Here is a 16,044-nt window from a genome sequence, read left to right as displayed (position 1 = left end):
TAATCCAATCATCCAACATCTAAAATCATTATGGCTCTCATAAACGGTAATAAACTCAACGGTAATCATAAAAACGGCAAGCATGAAAACGGAGCACAAGATTCACAGGTACTTAAAAATCAAGGTAAGGCTGCTAAAGAGCTCTTAACTAACTCCAATAATCCCAACTTTGAGCAATCCGTTGTCTTACGGCAATCTCCAGTTTGGTCACGTACAATTATGGTGACTTTAGTAGGATTAGCCTGCTTTGGAATCGGTTGGGCTTGTTTTGCCAAAATCGAGCAAGTAATACCAGCGACAGGTCAATTAAAGCCGGAAGGCACGATTAAAGAAGTTCAAGCTCCTGTGAATGGAGTTGTAAAAGAGCTTTATGTAAAAGATGGACAAGAAGTAAAGCCAGGAGATTTGCTGCTGACTTTCGACTCCATCGCCACTGTGGCTGAATTAAATTCCTTAAACAAAATTCGCACTGGATTAAGTCAAGAAAATCAGATTTATCGCCGATTAATGAGAGCAAGTTCCGGTGTTGCATCAGAACTACAATTTTTGCGCGGTAAACTGTCACCAGAAGCGGCTTTTCTGTTAAAAAGTCGGGCATCATTAGTTGCAGAAAATCAATTATTGCGAACTCAATTAGAAAATTTTGGTACAGGCGCAGGACTAGGAGCTGATGAACAAGAACGTATACAAGTTGCTAAAAGAGAATTAGACTCTCGGTCAGCAGCAGCGCAATTAGAAGTAGAAAAAACCAAAAAGCAATTAGCTCAAAATCAAGTAAAGCTAGAAGACACTAAAGCAAGTTTAGCCATTCAACAGCGGATTTTAAATAAACTTAAAATCTTGTCAGAAGAAGGTGGTGTTTCTCAACTTCAGTATCTTAACCAGCAGCAACAAGTACAAAATCTGGCAGCAGAAGTAGCACAATTATTTCAGGAAGGGCAACGCCTCAAGTTTGATATTGAAAAGGGGCGGCAAGACTTAAACAATACCGTAGCTGTTTCTGATAAAGTTATTTTGGATAAAATAGGTGACAATAAAAAAAGCATTGCTGAAATCGATAGCCAATTCATGAAAGTTGTGCTAGAAAACGAACAGCGTTTGGCAGATGTCAATAGCAAAATTTCTCAAACACAGTTAAATGTTAAATATCAGGAACTTCGCGCTCCTGTGGCTGGAACAGTTTTTGATTTGCAAGCAAAAAACCCTGGCTTTGTAGCAAATACCACGCAAAAACTTCTCCAAATTGTGCCAAATGATAACTACATAGCTGAGGTTTTCATCACTAATAAAGATATTGGTTTCGTGCGGAAAGGCATGAAGGTGGATGTGAGAATTGACTCTTTTCCTTACAGCGAGTTTGGCGACATCAAAGGAGAAGTACTTGGGATAGGGTCAGATGCATTACCGCCAGACGAAACACATCAATTTTATCGATTTCCAGCAAAGATTCAATTGGATAAACAATCCTTGCAAATTAGGGATAAAAATATCTCCTTACAGTCAGGGATGTCGATTAGTGCCAATATTAAAGTGCGCGAAGAACGAACAGTAATGAGTCTGTTCACCGAATTGTTTACAAAACAAGTTGAAACTCTTAAAGAGGTACGTTAATCCTGGCGATTAGAAGATATTAGGGAAGAGGTAATCAGTAAAGTTGTAGTTTATATTAATAAATTATTGCCAATTCCCAATTTCTAATCCAAAGTTCAAAATGGTCTACCCTCAACGCATCGAACCCGCTCCCGGACAAGAATCAGTTTGGGATTACCCTCGTCCCCCTCGTCTGGAGGACACAAACAAACATATCCAGATTATTTTTAATGGCGTAACAATTGTAGATACCCACAGCGCCAAGCGTGTTTTAGAAACTAGTCATCCACCCTCGTACTACATCCCTCCTGCGGATATCAAAATTGAATATCTGGTTTTAACGCCGCAATCTAGCTTTTGCGAGTGGAAAGGACGAGCAGGTTACTATACAATTAATGTAAATGATAAAGCAGTTCAAAATGCTGCTTGGTTCTACCCTAACCCCACACCAGCCTTTGCATCCATTAAAGACTACGTAGCTTTTTACGTTCATCTTATGGATGCTTGTTATGTCAACGACGAAAAAGTACAACCGCAACCAGGTAACTTTTACGGCGGTTGGGTAACTAGCGATATCGTTGGGCCATTCAAAGGTGGCCCTGGCTCTTGGGGATGGTAAGGCTGATTAAGTTTTTACTAGTTTTCTTACTTGTTTGTAGGGTGGGCATTACAATGCCCACCCTACTGTGATCTATGCAGATAAACTGGGATAACATCACACAACCTATATGACTTTAGTCATTAATTTAGATGACTTTAGGCAGTAAGAATAATATATTTTTTAAATTAGTATTAAATCATAGTTAATTTGCAAGTAAAAACACATAAATTTTGCAGCTAGCGCTGATTCTGTATGAGATATCTTGCAAAATTACTTACTTAAGTTTAATGCTTGATTAATAATGGGAAAATTGCAGAGATTAACGATTATTTTAAGCATAGTTGGTGTGTGTACTGCTTGTGATGCCATACAGCAGAATTCTACCCCAGACACTTCTATAAAAGTTGCTCCAGTTGCATCTGTTGTGGCGTTGGGACGAATTGAACCTGAAGGTGAAGTAATTAAACTTTCAGTAGCCAATGCTGAAGACAGCCGCATTAACCGAATTTTAGTTAAGGAAGGTGACTTTGTAAAAGCAAATCAGATCATTGCAATTTTGCAAGGTATCGACAGTAGTGAAGCCGCTTTAAGAGATGCTCTTGCAGAGATGCAACTCAGAAAAGCAGAACTTACAAAAGTGCAGCAAGGAGAGGCTAAGAAAGCACAGCTGAGGGTGCAAGAAGCGGCGATCGCACGTTTAGAATCACAAGTTGGGACAGAAGTCAAGCAAGGAAAAGCTGCGATTTCTAGTGCAGAAGCAGCTTTATATGAGGCTCAACTAACTTTTGAGCGTCGGCAAACTTTAGCGGCCCAAGGAGCAATCTCTCGTGCAGATAAAGATGTAGCACAGCGTGAGCTAGCAACTGCTCAAGCGACTCTAGATGAGAGAAAAGCAGACTTAGAGCAAACCACGCAAACCCTCTCAGCAGAAATTATCCAGGAAAAGGAAAGGCTGGCAGAACTGCTAGAGGTACGTCCAGTAGACATCAAGATTGCTCAGTTGCAATTTGAGAAAGCTAGGATTGCAGTTGAGCAGAGAAAAGCAGATTTAGAAAATACTAAGGTAAGAGCACCTATAGCAGGACAAATTCTGAGAATTAATACTCGCATTGGCGAGCAAGTTAACACTGCTCAAGGAATTGTAGAATTAGCTCGGACTAACCACATGTTTGCAATTGCCGAAATTTCTGAGACTGATATAGGTAAAGTTCGTCCTGGACAACGGGCAACTATTACCAGTGAGTATGGCGGCTTCCCAAATGAAATTCGTGGCGCTGTCGAACATATTGGTTTACAAATTGGTAGAAAATCACTCCAAGATGCTGCTGCTGCCAACAGTCCAACCACCGATCAAAATGCACGTATTGTTGCAGTCAAAGTTCGGATTGATAAACAGGATAGTCCCAAAGTCGCTGGACTAACAAACATGCAAGTAAGAGTGAAACTTAACTTACAGCAAAATCAATTAAGTGCTAACAAGTAGCTACTAGCTATTAACAATTTTAGACAAATTCTTGGCTTTCATCAAGTATTTTGCACAATATTATCATTTGATTTATCTCTAGAATATTATCCTTTTTAGATTGGTTTTGTTATGACAAATATTTCTTTTATAGTAAGTCAGTAGATTGAAGTAATTTCTCTCCAAACCATTTATTAAAGTTTCTAACGAGGAACAATAATCAGCTAAAACTGATTTGATGAAAATTTGACCTATTTTAGTAGAGTTTAACTCTTAGGGATGAAATGGATTTCTAAGCGATCGCTCAAAAGTAATTGTTTTTGTCAATCAAGCATAATTCGAGAGGAGAAATGAAGCTATGAACGAGTACATTGAGCATCAATTTACTGATTCTAACGTAATTATCAATCAGCTAGAGTTGTTCTTGTCAATTATGTTAGGAATTATGATTGTCGAGGTTTTTATCGACTTTTTTGCTAAGAAAAAGCGAGATTACAAAGAAACTTTAGCTAACTTTGGTGTTAGTGTAGGGAACCAGATCATTGGTAGTACCGCTGGAAAAATTGTTGCTGGAATTGGAGTTTTATTCTTTTCAAATATCAGTCTCTTCAAACTTGAAGTCAATTGGTGGACATGGATTCTAGCATTATTGATTGTGGATTTATCGTACTACTGGCTGCATCGAACCGAACACCGAGTACGATTTTTATGGATGAATCACAATGTACACCATAGTTCCACTGATTTCAATCTTTCAACATCAGTTAGACAAGGATGGTTTGATGACTTTTCTTTGTGGACGTTATTAATCCCCGCAGTGTATTTTGGCTTCAATCCTTTGCAATGCATTTTAGCCGGTCAAATTGTCGCATTGTACCAAATCTGGGTACATAACCAAAAAGTTGGGAAACTAGGATTCCTAGATGGAATATTAAATACCCCTTCTCTTCATCGAGTTCATCATGGTTCAAACCAGAAGTATATCGATAAAAACTACGGTGGAATGCTCATAATTTGGGATAGGTTATTCGGAACATATGAGCCTGAAACTGAAAAAGTTGTTTACGGGCTTACTGAAAACGTCAATACCCATAATCCACTCAAGATTAACTTTATTGAACACTTCAGAACTTTATCCATATTCAGAAAATCTCAAGGTTTTCTGGAAAAGCTTCAGAGTATATTTGGGCCTCCAGAGTGGAAGCCAAAAGCACTTATGCATGAGCATGATTAACTGTCTTTTTTTCCAAACATCTAATTGATTTGTAGGGTTATCAACTATTAAATACTTGTAGCTGCATCTAGCATAAAAGAGCAGCTACAAATTTATAAAGCTGTGTCTATGAAACAATTACATGTTTGCTAATAATACATTTTTAAAAGCATTTATGTACGATTATTCTTTACATTCTGTTAAGAATTTTTGGATGTGTCACCTTCTACTTATTACCCAATGAAAATTTTTGGATTTAAATCATTTTTTGATAAATTTTTAGATCAGCGTCCTCTTGCCATAGCACAACTATCTCATCAAAAAGTTCGCCTGACTGTAGCAATGGGTGGAATTGCTTTTGCTAACGTACTAATCTTCATGCAATTAGGTTTCTTGTCACTTTTCAGTGGTGGAGCAACCGCCTTACCCAAAAGTATGAAAGGAGATTTATTCTTACTAAATTCAACTACAGAATTTATAGGTTCTAATGGTTTTGATCTCATTCGTTTATATCAAGCAGCAGGAATCAAAGGCGTTGTTAACACTACTCCGGTTTATACAAGTACGGCGACACCTTGGGGATATTCGCAGCAAAAAAAATCCTTTGAAGCCCGCGTTTATGCCTTCAACCCCTCGCAACAGGTATTTTCTATACCAGATGTTATTAGACAACAGTCTCTCCTTAATATCCCTAATAGTGTTTTATTTGATCGTATGGCTAAACCTGACTTTGGCCCTATTCCCCAACTCTTTACCAATAAAGGCAATGTGACTGCTGTACTCAATAATCATCGGATTTCGGTTGTGGGACTATTTAACTTGGGAAATTCTTTTTTCTTAGGTTCAGGTAATCTGATAATGAGTGAAGCCACATATACCAAATTGTTTGGAGAAAACGCTCTCAAACAAGTCAGTATTGGAGTAGTAAATTTAGAAAGTAACGCGGATAAAAAAGCAGTTAAAGCAGCAATTGAGGCAAATATTCCTGGCATTAAAGTATATACCCATGAAGAACTGATTAGAAAAGAATTAAAGTTTCAAGAAACTACTGCTGTTGGCCCAATTTTCAGTTTTGGTGCGATTATGGGGTTTATTGTAGGGGTTGTAATTGTCTATCAAGTTCTTTACGCAGATGTGAACGATCACTTAGCGGAGTACGCTACGCTCAAAGCAATAGGTTATTCTGATATCGCACTTTTAGGAGTAATTTTTTCTGAAGCAATTATTCTGGCCTTATTAGGATTTATTCCTGGATTTGCTGTCTCTTTTTGGATGTACGACTTTCTTGGTAATCTGACACGACTAGAACTGATCATGAATACTGAGATAGTAGGAACTGTTTTCATTCTCACCATTGTTATGTGTGTCATGTCTGCGGCGATCGCTTCAGGAAAACTTCGTTCTGCTGACCCAGCTGATGTTTTTTGAATTCGCCTATTCATAACTCTATTTTACTAGTTTAGAGCTATCCAAAAATATGACAAGTCACAAACGTGTTGTGTTAACAGCTTTCGGCACTCTTGGTGATCTATATCCAGCAATGGTGATTGCACTTGAACTACAGAACCGGGGACATCGCGTTGTTATTGCAACTACCGAAGGTTATCGTTCTAAAATAGAAGAAATTGGCATTAAGTTTCATGCTTTGCGTCCTGAAATACCGCCTAGTATGGGTGCAGAATGGACAAGCCTACTTTTAGATCCTTTTATTGATGATAAGGGCTTAATGGACTTATTCTGTTCAAGCCAAAGACAAACATATGACGATTTAATTAAAGCAGTCCAAGGAGCCGATTTGTTGGTATCTATCAACTGCACAGTTGTTGTTGCACCACTCGTTGCTCAAAAGACCAGGATGCGCTGGATATCTTGTGTTGTAGATCCATTTTACGTAGCCGAAGATTTCTTGGGAATAACGCCATTCGCCTGGGTGAATTATGCTTTTGTTGAGTTGGTGTCGTTTTTGGTATCTTTCGTGGCGTCTGTGCTGTTAGTACACAAATATATTTCCCAGTTACGAGCAGAGTTAGGACTCCTACGAACCAAACGACATACGTTTTTCTCAGATCTATTTTCGCCAGAACTAGTACTAGCATTGTATTCGCCTGTGATAGCAAAGCGGCGCTCCGATTATCCTGCTAATACTCAAATCACGGGTTTCACTTTTGACCGCCAACTCCCCAATCAAGTGCTTTCTCAAACACTAACAGAGTTTCTAGATTCTGGTTCTCCACCCATTGTTTTTACGCTAGGTTCTTCCGCAGTTTACGCTGTGGATGCAGAAAAATTTTATACTGAGAGTGTGATAGCTGCTCAAAAGTTAGGCTATCGCGCTGTTTTGCTGGTTGGTGATAACACGCAAAATTTGCCGTTAACACTACCAAAGGGTGTAATTACGGTCAATTATGCACCACATTCAGAAATTTTTCCTCGTGCTGCGCTAATTGTCCATCAAAGCGGTATGGGTACGACAGCACAGGCATTATTGGCTGGAGTTCCCATGTTGTTAGTACCATACGAGTATGAGCAACCTGATACTGCGGCACGCCTTGTTCGCTTGGGTGTGGGGCGTATGCTCAAGCCAAAACAGTACCATGCGGATCGTGTAACAACTGAGCTAAACAAATTGCTGACTCAACCTCAATACAAAGTGAAGGCATTAGAAGTGCAAAACCGCATTCAGTCGGAGAAAGGAGTACAAACTGCCTGTGATGCGATTGAAAAACACCTCAGTCTAAATTGCTCAACAGTTGAGCAGATGACAAGTTAGTTAAAATCCTTGTTGTATAAGTGTCATAGACCTTAAACCTTTTTGATAAAACATTCCCTGATTGCTAACGGAACTGATGAATTCCTCAACCCATACCTGGGATTTATCAAAAGCAACTATCCAATATCTACGTATTTCTTGAAAGTTAACTAAACTATTGTAGTTTTTAGTTTTTTAATCTTTATTCATCACCAAAATTGAAAAGCTAAATAATTTCTGATTCTTAAACAATGAATGCAACTTTATTAAAATCTAATCCTGTCATTTCTAGCCGTAATCTCAATCATAGTTTTGGCAATGGAGCCTTGCAGAAACCTGTACTTATGGATATTAATTTTGATGTTAATCCAGGAGAAATTGTAATTTTGACCGGTCATTCTGGTAGTGGTAAAACAACCTTACTCACTTTGATCGGTGGATTACGCTCAATGCAAGAAGGTAGTTTACAAGTTTTGGGTCAGGAGTTAAAGGCTGCTAGTAAAAAGAAACTTATACAGGTTCGGAGTCAAATTGGTTTTATTTTTCAGGCACATAATTTGCTCAAGTGTCTAACTGTTTGGGAAAATGTTTCTATTTCATTAAAGCTACACGAAAATCTTTCTGGAAGTCAACGTAAAGAATACTCTGTGGCAATGTTAGAAGCAGTGGGTTTAGGAGAGCGTGTGAATTACTATCCAGAAAACATTTCTGGTGGACAGAAGCAAAGAGTTGCGATCGCTCGTGCATTAGTGAGTCAGCCAAAGTTAGTTTTAGCTGATGAACCAACGGCTGCTCTTGATAGTAAATCTGGTCGAGATGTGGCAGATATTATGCAGCAACTAGCGAAGGAACAAAAGTGCGCTATTTTACTTGTAACCCACGATAATCGGATTTTAGATATTGCTGATCGGATTATTCACATGGAAGATGGCCGCATTAAGCAATTGGAAATCTGACTGATTTTATAACTATCTCTAAATTAATAAAATGAATTTATAACTCATTATAAAAAGGCGTTGGGAAAACCCATTCCTTCTCGGTAGGTGATGAAAGACGCCTTGTTAGACCGTTGACAGTCAACAGTCAACAGTCAACAAAGAGTTTTTAAATAAAATGGTTCACTTAATTTTATCAAGTAAACAATATGAATCTCATCTGGTTTTTAGTCCGTACTTCGTGGCGTCTAATAGTAATTTCTCTTATTTTAGGTACTATTAGTGGTACTTGTAGTGTTTTACTTATTGCCCTGATCAACGACACTATTAATGCTAATCATCCAATTGATAATCGACTTCTCTGGAATTTTATTCAATTGCTAATTGTGATGATGATTACAGGGACACTTTCTCAATATTTTCTGGTGAGTTTATCTCAATCAGCCATTGTTAGGCTTAGACAACGTTTAGTAGATTGGATTTTAGCTTGTCCCTTACGTTACCTGGAAGAACTGGGAGCTAATCGGTTACTAGCAACCTTGACAGATGATGTGGACAAAATTTCTGATTCTGCGATCGTTCTACCATTTCTATTTATTGATTTTGCGCTAATTATTGGTTGTTTAGCATACCTAAGCATTCTTTCATGGCAAATCTTTCTTAGTATATTTATCTTTCTTTTGCTAGCAGTCGTAGTAATTCAGATTTTTCTAACAAGGTCTGAAAAATTGATGGAACTTGCCCGCGAACAGCAAGATTACATGTTCAGACATTTTCAAACAATCATAGATGGTATTAAAGAACTCAAACTAAATAGCTATCGTCGTCAAGCCTTTGTAACACAAGAATTTCAAGTCACAGCGGAATCTCGACGGCGTTACAACGTCATTAGTATTACCCTTCTAGGATTTACCTCTTATCTTGGCCAACTGTTCTTTTTTAGTATCTTGGGTATGTTACTTTTTGTTGCTCCAAAACTTGCAGGAATTAACACAACATTACTGTCTGGATATGCTCTAGTAATTACCTTTTTAAACGATCCAATTTCAAATATTTTACAGATGTTTCCACAGATAATCCAGGGAAATGTTGCAATCAATAAAATTCAAAATTTAGGATTAGCTCTAGCCAGTAATTCTGAAGTTATTTCAAACGAATCCATTAATTTACCACCAGCTTTTCACAGTCTGGAACTAGTTGACGTAAAGTATTCATATTTTCGAGAGGGTGAAGCCAAAAATTTTTTATTAGGGCCGATTAATCTAACATTCCGTCCAGGAAATGTGATTTTTATTATTGGTGGCAATGGCAGTGGTAAATCCTCGCTTGCCAAGTTAATTACAGGTTTATATGTTCCAGAATCAGGTGAAATTCTTCTAGACGGTAAACCAATAACAGAAAATAACCGAGAGCAATACCGCCAGCTATTTTCTACTGTATTTTCTGATTTTTATTTATTTGAAAGGTTCTTTGGGATTAGTTCCGATAATCTGAACGCTGAAGCTTTTGAGTATTTACAAAAGCTTCAATTAGAACATAAAGTTGAGATTAAGGAAGGTTCACTATCAACTCTAAATCTTTCTCACGGGCAACGTAAGAGACTGGCACTTCTAACAGCATACTTAGAAGATCGCCCAATTTATTTATTTGATGAGTGGGCTGCCGATCAAGACCCTTACTTTCGAGAGATATTTTACAAACAGCTTTTACCAGAACTCAAGCATCAAGGCAAAACTATACTGGCGATTACTCATGACGATCGCTATTTTTATTTAGCAGATAAACTAATTAAGTTAGATTATGGCAAGATAGTTTCAAGGTAGCAATTAATTATACTAATAGAAATTTACTAATTCAATACCGATGAATGAAATCAAAAGTACTTTTCCTTCTATTCGCCGTACTATTCTATATGCTGAATGGACACTTTTGCTTGTTACCACTTTTATTTGTTTAACAAGCAGCGCCATTTACTACTTACCAAATACACCTAAAATAGTAATTTTACCCTTTATATTTGCTTTTGCTTTATTAAGCCTAATATTTCCAATTAAGCATAATATTAATCAGAGAAGGGCATATATTTTTTTAGAAATTTTACTATTGCTATCCATCAGGTTAATTGGTTTTAATCTAGATACAATATTAGTTCATATCATTATTGCCAAAAGTTGCTTTTTATTGGGACGCAAAGATGTAATTATCACCGTAATAGCTACAGGATTAGCTTGGAGCCTCATATCGTTTTCAACTTTTCCGCGAGCAATCGAGTGGTTGAGTTCTGTTAATCCTCCAACTGCGGAAGACACTAAGCAAATTATTATAGACTCTCTAATTCAAGATGTTGGTTATTATTTAGCAGCTAGTGTGTTTGTAATTCTAATGAGCTTTGTTGTACTTGCAGAACAAAAAAGCCGTCAGCAAGCAGTTACTCTTGCTCAAGAAGTAGAAGTCTTAGCAGCAACTTTGGAGCGTACCCGCATTGCTCGAGAAGTCCATGATACTCTGGGACACACGCTTACTACTCTCGATGTGCAATTAGAATTAGTACAGAGATTACGCCAGCGCAAACCCGAACAAGCAGTACAAGCTCTAGATACTGCCAAAATTCTTGCAAAACAATGCTTACAAGATGTACGCATTGCAGTACAAACAATGCGCTCAAAAGATTTTAATCTCAATGAAGCTTTGAGTACTTTAGTAGAACAAGTGAAACAAAACCAAAGCTTTACAATTCGTGTAGATGTGAGTCTGCCAAAATTACCTCTTCAAACTAGCCATCAACTCTATTGCATTGTGCAAGAAGGACTTACTAATATTCAAAAACACGCTCATGCTTGTTGTGTAACGTTGCGGGGTTACTCTACTGTTTCGGCTATTATCCTAGAATTAACTGATGATGGTAGAGGCTTTGATAGTGAGCTTCCTCGTTCTGGGTTTGGATTGCGGGGAATGCAAGAACGGGTGCAACTACTAGGTGGTGAGCTTAAAATTAATACCCAGATCAATAAAGGTACTGCTATTCAAGTAATGGTTCCATTACACGAGGCTTAGCGTTGTATATTGTATAACTTTAAGCAGAGAAAAATATAATGTTTTTAATCTGTTAATAAATCGATAATCTTATTCAATAAACTAATACTTTATTTGATTAAAAGTTAATACAATTAAGTATTTATCACTACAGTTTTAAATAAAAAAATGATTACACAGATATCAATTATCAATTCTTTCCGTAGGAATTAAAAAATCACTAACAAGGTATTAAATTAGTGTTTTTTCTACTAATTACTACTGTAGTAATTAGTAGAATACAGCAGCGCGGAGTATATTTTCAAGTCAGTTTTTCTCTATCGGAGTTTCAGAGTTAGAGCCATTTTTCTCATTCAACCATGCTTGAAACATAATTTCCAAAATTTGCTCTTTAATTTCATTAAATTCACTAGGAAACCACTTCTCAATCTTCAATATGTGGTAGCCTAGTTTTGTCTGAATTGGGCCAATTACTTCACCTTCTTTGCCATTAACAATAGCTTGTGCAAGCTCTGATAATAGTTCTGCCAGAAAACGAACACCAACGAAGCCACCACTTTCTTTCGATTGCTTACCTTGAGAATGTTGTAGTGCTAAGCTACAAAAAAAAGCTTTATCCTCTTTGATCTGTTGGATTATCTTCAAAGCAGTTGTGAGATCACGTACTAAAATTTGAGAAAGAGCAACGCGTTTACAGCTATCGCGATTATGCAAATAGAAAAAATCGGCGTCGTCTGCAAAAAGATGCTCTTTGAGCTTTTTCGTCAGCAGTGCTACTTGAATACCTTGAGACCAATCTTGTACAGCAATTTGCTGCTGGTCAAACCAATTAAAGGTTTCAGCAGCATCTAGCAATTTGTATTCTTGGCGAAAGATATCTCCTGCCGCTTGCAACTCGTCTTCAGAAACAGTAATACCAAACTGTTCACAAACGCTTAAAACTAGAGCATCTCGCTCAGCTAAATCAGCAAATTCTGCAAATTTGCATGAATAGCGTAGATACTGGATAACTTTTTCATCTGTTGCTGTTGATACTTTAGGTAGTGAGATTGTTGCAGAATTGTCTTTCATGTTTATTATGCTTGGTAAATGAGTCGTTGAGGTGATACTTCTTCGATTGACAAGCGATCGCGATGTAAATCACCATATAAGTTGAGATAATCAATTTCATTTGGCTTTAGTTTGCCTTGCTTAACACCTGCGATCGCAGCATCTATGTGTTCTCGCTTTTCCGGGCCCATCAAGGCAACATCCACACAGTTTTGGCTCAAAGAGTAGCGGTATAAATCAGGAACCGAAGGTTGCCAACAATCTTTTGGTAAACCTGCGGGAGTTTCCCAAAGAGGATTCAACATCCCAGCAGACTTAAATGTTACAACCCCTGGTCGTTGAGGGTTGTTAGCATCCAGATGCTTGAAGACATAATCCTGAGCATGACGGTGAGCGACATTGTGTCTGACCATCACCACATCAAGTAAAGGACTATCTACCCACTGCTGAGCTAGATTCAGGTCATGAAAAGAAGCACCTACGTAGCGAACGATACCCATTTTCTTCATGCGTTCTGAAGTGCCAATCATTCTCTCAATCAGACGATGATAAATGCTATTAGAACCTCTCAAGTCACGAGAGGTATGCATACTATCTTCAAAAATTGCTCCATCATTATGGCCAATCCAACCCCAGAAAAACACATCTATATAGTCCATTTTCAGTTCTGTAAACTGATCTAGCAAAGCTGCTGTTGCTGCTTCTGTACCTTTAAGGTAAGTCACAGTTGCCAAAACTACTTTCTCTCGCACTGAAGAACTACGACCGCATAGCTGTCGTAGGGCATCAGACATGGGACTATAGATATAGTGATGTAAATCGCTGGAGTAGAAAAAGTAATTAATTCCTTGATCGAAGGCATGAAGAGTATCCTCGCTGGAAATACTACCACCACCTCCAATACCTAAACAACTGACTGTGAGATCGGTTCGTCCAAGTTTGCGATAAAACGGTAAATCAGAGTTTGAATACTCGTTAACTACATGATTTGATGCATCTGACGACAGTACCGAAGATTTCGCAGGAAGATCAAATATTTTCATACTTCTAATGGTGTGTAGATATCTTCAGAACTGGCATTTAGGTAAGCACGCTGCCAGTCTATCCCCAAGAGAGAAAAATGTTGAAGGATTTTATTTATGCGTCCTTCCGAGGATTCATCCCCAGAAAGCCAAGCGTCCAATAAACCATTAGCAACAATTTGGCAGCGGTTAGTGCCAAAACTTTCTTGTGTGGAGAATTTTTGGTCTGGCTCCTCTGCCAGTCCTATTCCTGGTGCTAGTTGTTTGGTGAATAGAGGAACTTCTATTTTAAAATGTGCTCTTTCCTCTATATAAATAGCTTCCAGAGTTGGCAGTACAGTTAAGTAATTGCTTTTTTGAAAGTAGAGAACAGCTGAGTCGTATCTCCCGTAGTCTTCTGGGTTATACAATGCCTTGAAAGTGAAGGGAATAAACAAATCATTCATGCGTCGTGTCAAATTAGCCATCACTGCAACTGCACCTTCAGTAGTGAGATTAAAATAGACGCGTACAGTTCCAGAATGTCCATCTGGATCTCGATGGTCATCGGGCCCAGCATTCCCAACTGCCATGTAGAATCCGTTTTGCACAAAATTCTGAGGCATCTTAATAGCTACTTTTTCACCAACAGCAGCAGATTGCTCAGCTAATTGCAGATGTCTGCTGCGTTCAATATGTAGGGTTAGCTCTTGTTTGAGTACTGCAAGTTGTCCATCGCTTTCTTGCCTAACCACAAACCAATCAGGATCAAAGTAGCCAGTACCGCTATTGTTATTGTGCAATTGCTCGTAAAACTCTAGGTCAACTCCCAAAAAAGTTTTATTTTCTGGCTCTTGGTCAAGCAGTAAATAACTTGTTGAATCGGTATCTGAACTAAGAACAGAACGTAAAGAAGCGTTGTAATAAATGCCGTAAAGAAAATTGCTCAGTTGTTGAGTGAGATGCTTGTGTTGCATATCAGAAGGTAACTGATGCAGACGCTCTACCATTTGATCTGGTAGTTTTAAAGGTTTGTAATCTGGATGGCTAATACAAAAGTTGGATTCGATTTTAACTTTGTTGACAATATCTTGCAGAGAACTTTGCAGTTGGGATGTAAAATCATCCAGTATTTGACTATGTGCAGAATCCAGCAGCTTGATCATGGTCTGGTTGAAACGAAAAGAACTTAGGTCAGAAAAATAGCAGAGGGAAATTCAGCGATCGCTTTGCCAAAAACCGTTGGCGCTGATTGTTTTGGAGTACATAACAAAGACTTAGCGACTTGAAGCATAGCAATTCCCATGTTTCCAAAGGTTTTTTGATACTGAATTCCCGCCTGAACTTGTTGAATTAAGGTTAATCCAGCGAACTGAATAGCTCTTTGCAAAAAATTAAGACGACGCTCTAAAATTTCTGGAAAGTTATTCAAATAAGCTTGAGTCAGAGCGGCAATAGAAGGTTGCACTTTTTCCAACGGAACCGTTGCTAATTGCACAGATTCTTCGATACTCAAATTTTTAGTGATAATTAAGCTGTTTAACCAAAGTTGCAGGTAGCTAGCAATAATTGCTCCTAAATCAGCAGCGGGGTCTCCCCATGCAGACCTCTCCCAATCTAAAACACGCACAAGATTGGGACTAGATGGTGCATTCTGGCTGAGAGATTGTTCCCAATCCCGATATAAAAGAATGTTGTTTAGCTTCAGATCATTATGCGTCAAACAACATGGTTCGGAACTTGCACCTAGTTCTGCGACTGCTTGCCTTAAGCTTTCATAGCGTTGATAGAGAACAAAAAACTTGATGCCATCCACCGGAACTGTACCAAAAATTTCTGGTTCAACCCGATCTAAACTTCGAGTGTAGTCAGAAACTCGATAGATAAACTCATCTTGAGAATGTTGAGTTAGGAAATCTTTGTATTCTTGACGGTCTAGCGTTGCACGATGAATTGTAGCCACCACACTTCCTAAAGTAGCTGCAAGCTCAGTTGGAAAGACATTTTCCTTAGCATAGAAATCTGACAAATCACGATAGCTATCCAGGTAACTGCAAACAAGGACTGAGTAATTGGCATCAAAGTGGAGTATTTCTGGAACCCAGGGATGAATGTGCTTTAACTCTGGGAAGCGCTGCAAAAGCTCATAAAACTGCCATTCATGCTGAAATTCACCTGCTGCATTTCCTTGGCGATCGTAACGTTCTTGTTTAACAAAGAGTTTACGACTATAGCAATCCTAAGTCATTTCTGAGAAAACACCATACTCATGAAGCTTTGGGTAGTCAAAAAATTGACAATGAATTGAGATTTCAAATAACGCTTTGACTACAGTAAAAGAATGACAGAAAAAATAAAACTCTCTGATGAATCGTTTGGCGTGTAACCAAATATCTTCAACAGGATTTTG

12 protein-coding genes and 2 pseudogenes are annotated in these 16,044 nt (G+C 38.2%); 9 read left to right on the top strand and 5 right to left on the bottom strand.

The genetic code is table 11. From position 1 onward, the window contains the following. Nucleotides 1–30: 30 nt before the first annotated feature. The 9 genes from FNW02_RS07555 (at nucleotide 31) to FNW02_RS07515 (ending at nucleotide 11,604) form a co-directional block, all read left to right on the top strand. A complete protein-coding gene (locus FNW02_RS07555) occupies nucleotides 31–1,611 on the top strand; it encodes an HlyD family type I secretion periplasmic adaptor subunit (RefSeq protein WP_191756940.1) in 1,581 nt (526 codons plus the stop codon). Nucleotides 1,612–1,711: 100 nt separating this feature from the next. Beyond that, complete coding sequence (locus FNW02_RS07550; RefSeq protein ID WP_191756939.1) at nucleotides 1,712–2,209, top strand: DUF427 domain-containing protein; 498 nt, start codon at nucleotides 1,712–1,714, stop codon at nucleotides 2,207–2,209. 283 nt (nucleotides 2,210–2,492) lie between these two features. Further along, complete coding sequence (locus FNW02_RS07545; protein WP_191756938.1) at nucleotides 2,493–3,674, top strand: HlyD family efflux transporter periplasmic adaptor subunit; 1,182 nt, start codon at nucleotides 2,493–2,495, stop codon at nucleotides 3,672–3,674. Between the two features lie 337 nt (nucleotides 3,675–4,011). Next, nucleotides 4,012–4,887, top strand: a complete 876-nt coding sequence (locus FNW02_RS07540; protein ID WP_191756937.1) for a sterol desaturase family protein — start codon at nucleotides 4,012–4,014, stop codon at nucleotides 4,885–4,887. Nucleotides 4,888–5,082: 195 nt separating this feature from the next. Next, nucleotides 5,083–6,294 (top strand): ABC transporter permease DevC, encoded by a 1,212-nt coding sequence (gene devC, locus FNW02_RS07535; RefSeq protein WP_348535373.1) that lies wholly within the window; start codon nucleotides 5,083–5,085, stop codon nucleotides 6,292–6,294. A gap of 49 nt (nucleotides 6,295–6,343) precedes the next feature. Then, nucleotides 6,344–7,636 (top strand): glycosyltransferase, encoded by a 1,293-nt coding sequence (locus tag FNW02_RS07530; RefSeq protein ID WP_191756936.1) that lies wholly within the window; start codon nucleotides 6,344–6,346, stop codon nucleotides 7,634–7,636. A gap of 230 nt (nucleotides 7,637–7,866) precedes the next feature. Continuing rightward, nucleotides 7,867–8,571, top strand: coding sequence for a DevA family ABC transporter ATP-binding protein (locus FNW02_RS07525; RefSeq protein ID WP_191756935.1), 705 nt, complete (start codon nucleotides 7,867–7,869; stop codon nucleotides 8,569–8,571). 188 nt (nucleotides 8,572–8,759) lie between these two features. Then, nucleotides 8,760–10,373 (top strand): cyclic peptide export ABC transporter, encoded by a 1,614-nt coding sequence (locus tag FNW02_RS07520; protein WP_191756934.1) that lies wholly within the window; start codon nucleotides 8,760–8,762, stop codon nucleotides 10,371–10,373. A 40-nt stretch (nucleotides 10,374–10,413) separates the two neighbouring features. Continuing rightward, the gene (locus FNW02_RS07515; RefSeq protein WP_191756933.1) at nucleotides 10,414–11,604 is read left to right on the top strand and encodes a sensor histidine kinase; all 1,191 of its coding nucleotides are present in this window, start codon (nucleotides 10,414–10,416) and stop codon (nucleotides 11,602–11,604) included. Nucleotides 11,605–11,889: 285 nt separating this feature from the next. On the opposite strand, the gene FNW02_RS07510 is transcribed toward FNW02_RS07515, so the two are convergent. The 5 genes and pseudogenes from FNW02_RS07510 to FNW02_RS07490 all read right to left on the bottom strand — a co-directional run. Continuing rightward, nucleotides 11,890–12,654 (bottom strand): peptidylprolyl isomerase, encoded by a 765-nt coding sequence (locus tag FNW02_RS07510; protein ID WP_191756932.1) that lies wholly within the window; start codon nucleotides 12,652–12,654, stop codon nucleotides 11,890–11,892. Nucleotides 12,655–12,659: 5 nt separating this feature from the next. After that, nucleotides 12,660–13,676: an aldo/keto reductase gene (locus FNW02_RS07505; RefSeq protein WP_191756931.1), complete on the bottom strand. Its 1,017-nt coding sequence runs from the start codon at nucleotides 13,674–13,676 to the stop codon at nucleotides 12,660–12,662. Beyond that, nucleotides 13,673–14,797 (bottom strand): T3SS effector HopA1 family protein, encoded by a 1,125-nt coding sequence (locus FNW02_RS07500; protein ID WP_191757093.1) that lies wholly within the window; start codon nucleotides 14,795–14,797, stop codon nucleotides 13,673–13,675. Before FNW02_RS07500 ends, FNW02_RS07505 begins: the two co-directional genes overlap by 4 nt. 26 nt (nucleotides 14,798–14,823) lie before the next feature. Beyond that, nucleotides 14,824–15,807: pseudogene (locus FNW02_RS07495) on the bottom strand (phosphotransferase family protein); the annotation flags it as partial. Between the two features lie 66 nt (nucleotides 15,808–15,873). Next, nucleotides 15,874–16,044: pseudogene (locus tag FNW02_RS07490) on the bottom strand (IS630 family transposase); the annotation flags it as partial.

It is taken from the genome of Komarekiella delphini-convector SJRDD-AB1, from assembly GCF_014831675.1.
GTDB lineage: Bacteria > Cyanobacteriota > Cyanobacteriia > Cyanobacteriales > Nostocaceae > Komarekiella.
The sequence above is the reverse complement of the archived record's forward strand: the minus strand, read 5'-3'. Positions and strand labels throughout refer to the sequence as shown.

Coding starts and splice junctions, on each gene's coding strand:
- FNW02_RS07555 (WP_191756940.1), top strand. CDS start 31: ATGGCTCTCATAAACGGTAATAAACTCAACGGTAATCATAAAAACGGC.
- FNW02_RS07550 (WP_191756939.1), top strand. CDS start 1,712: ATGGTCTACCCTCAACGCATCGAACCCGCTCCCGGACAAGAATCAGTT.
- FNW02_RS07545 (WP_191756938.1), top strand. CDS start 2,493: ATGGGAAAATTGCAGAGATTAACGATTATTTTAAGCATAGTTGGTGTG.
- FNW02_RS07540 (WP_191756937.1), top strand. CDS start 4,012: ATGAACGAGTACATTGAGCATCAATTTACTGATTCTAACGTAATTATC.
- FNW02_RS07530 (WP_191756936.1), top strand. CDS start 6,344: ATGACAAGTCACAAACGTGTTGTGTTAACAGCTTTCGGCACTCTTGGT.
- FNW02_RS07525 (WP_191756935.1), top strand. CDS start 7,867: ATGAATGCAACTTTATTAAAATCTAATCCTGTCATTTCTAGCCGTAAT.
- FNW02_RS07520 (WP_191756934.1), top strand. CDS start 8,760: ATGAATCTCATCTGGTTTTTAGTCCGTACTTCGTGGCGTCTAATAGTA.
- FNW02_RS07515 (WP_191756933.1), top strand. CDS start 10,414: ATGAATGAAATCAAAAGTACTTTTCCTTCTATTCGCCGTACTATTCTA.
- FNW02_RS07510 (WP_191756932.1), bottom strand. CDS start 12,654: ATGAAAGACAATTCTGCAACAATCTCACTACCTAAAGTATCAACAGCA.
- FNW02_RS07505 (WP_191756931.1), bottom strand. CDS start 13,676: ATGAAAATATTTGATCTTCCTGCGAAATCTTCGGTACTGTCGTCAGAT.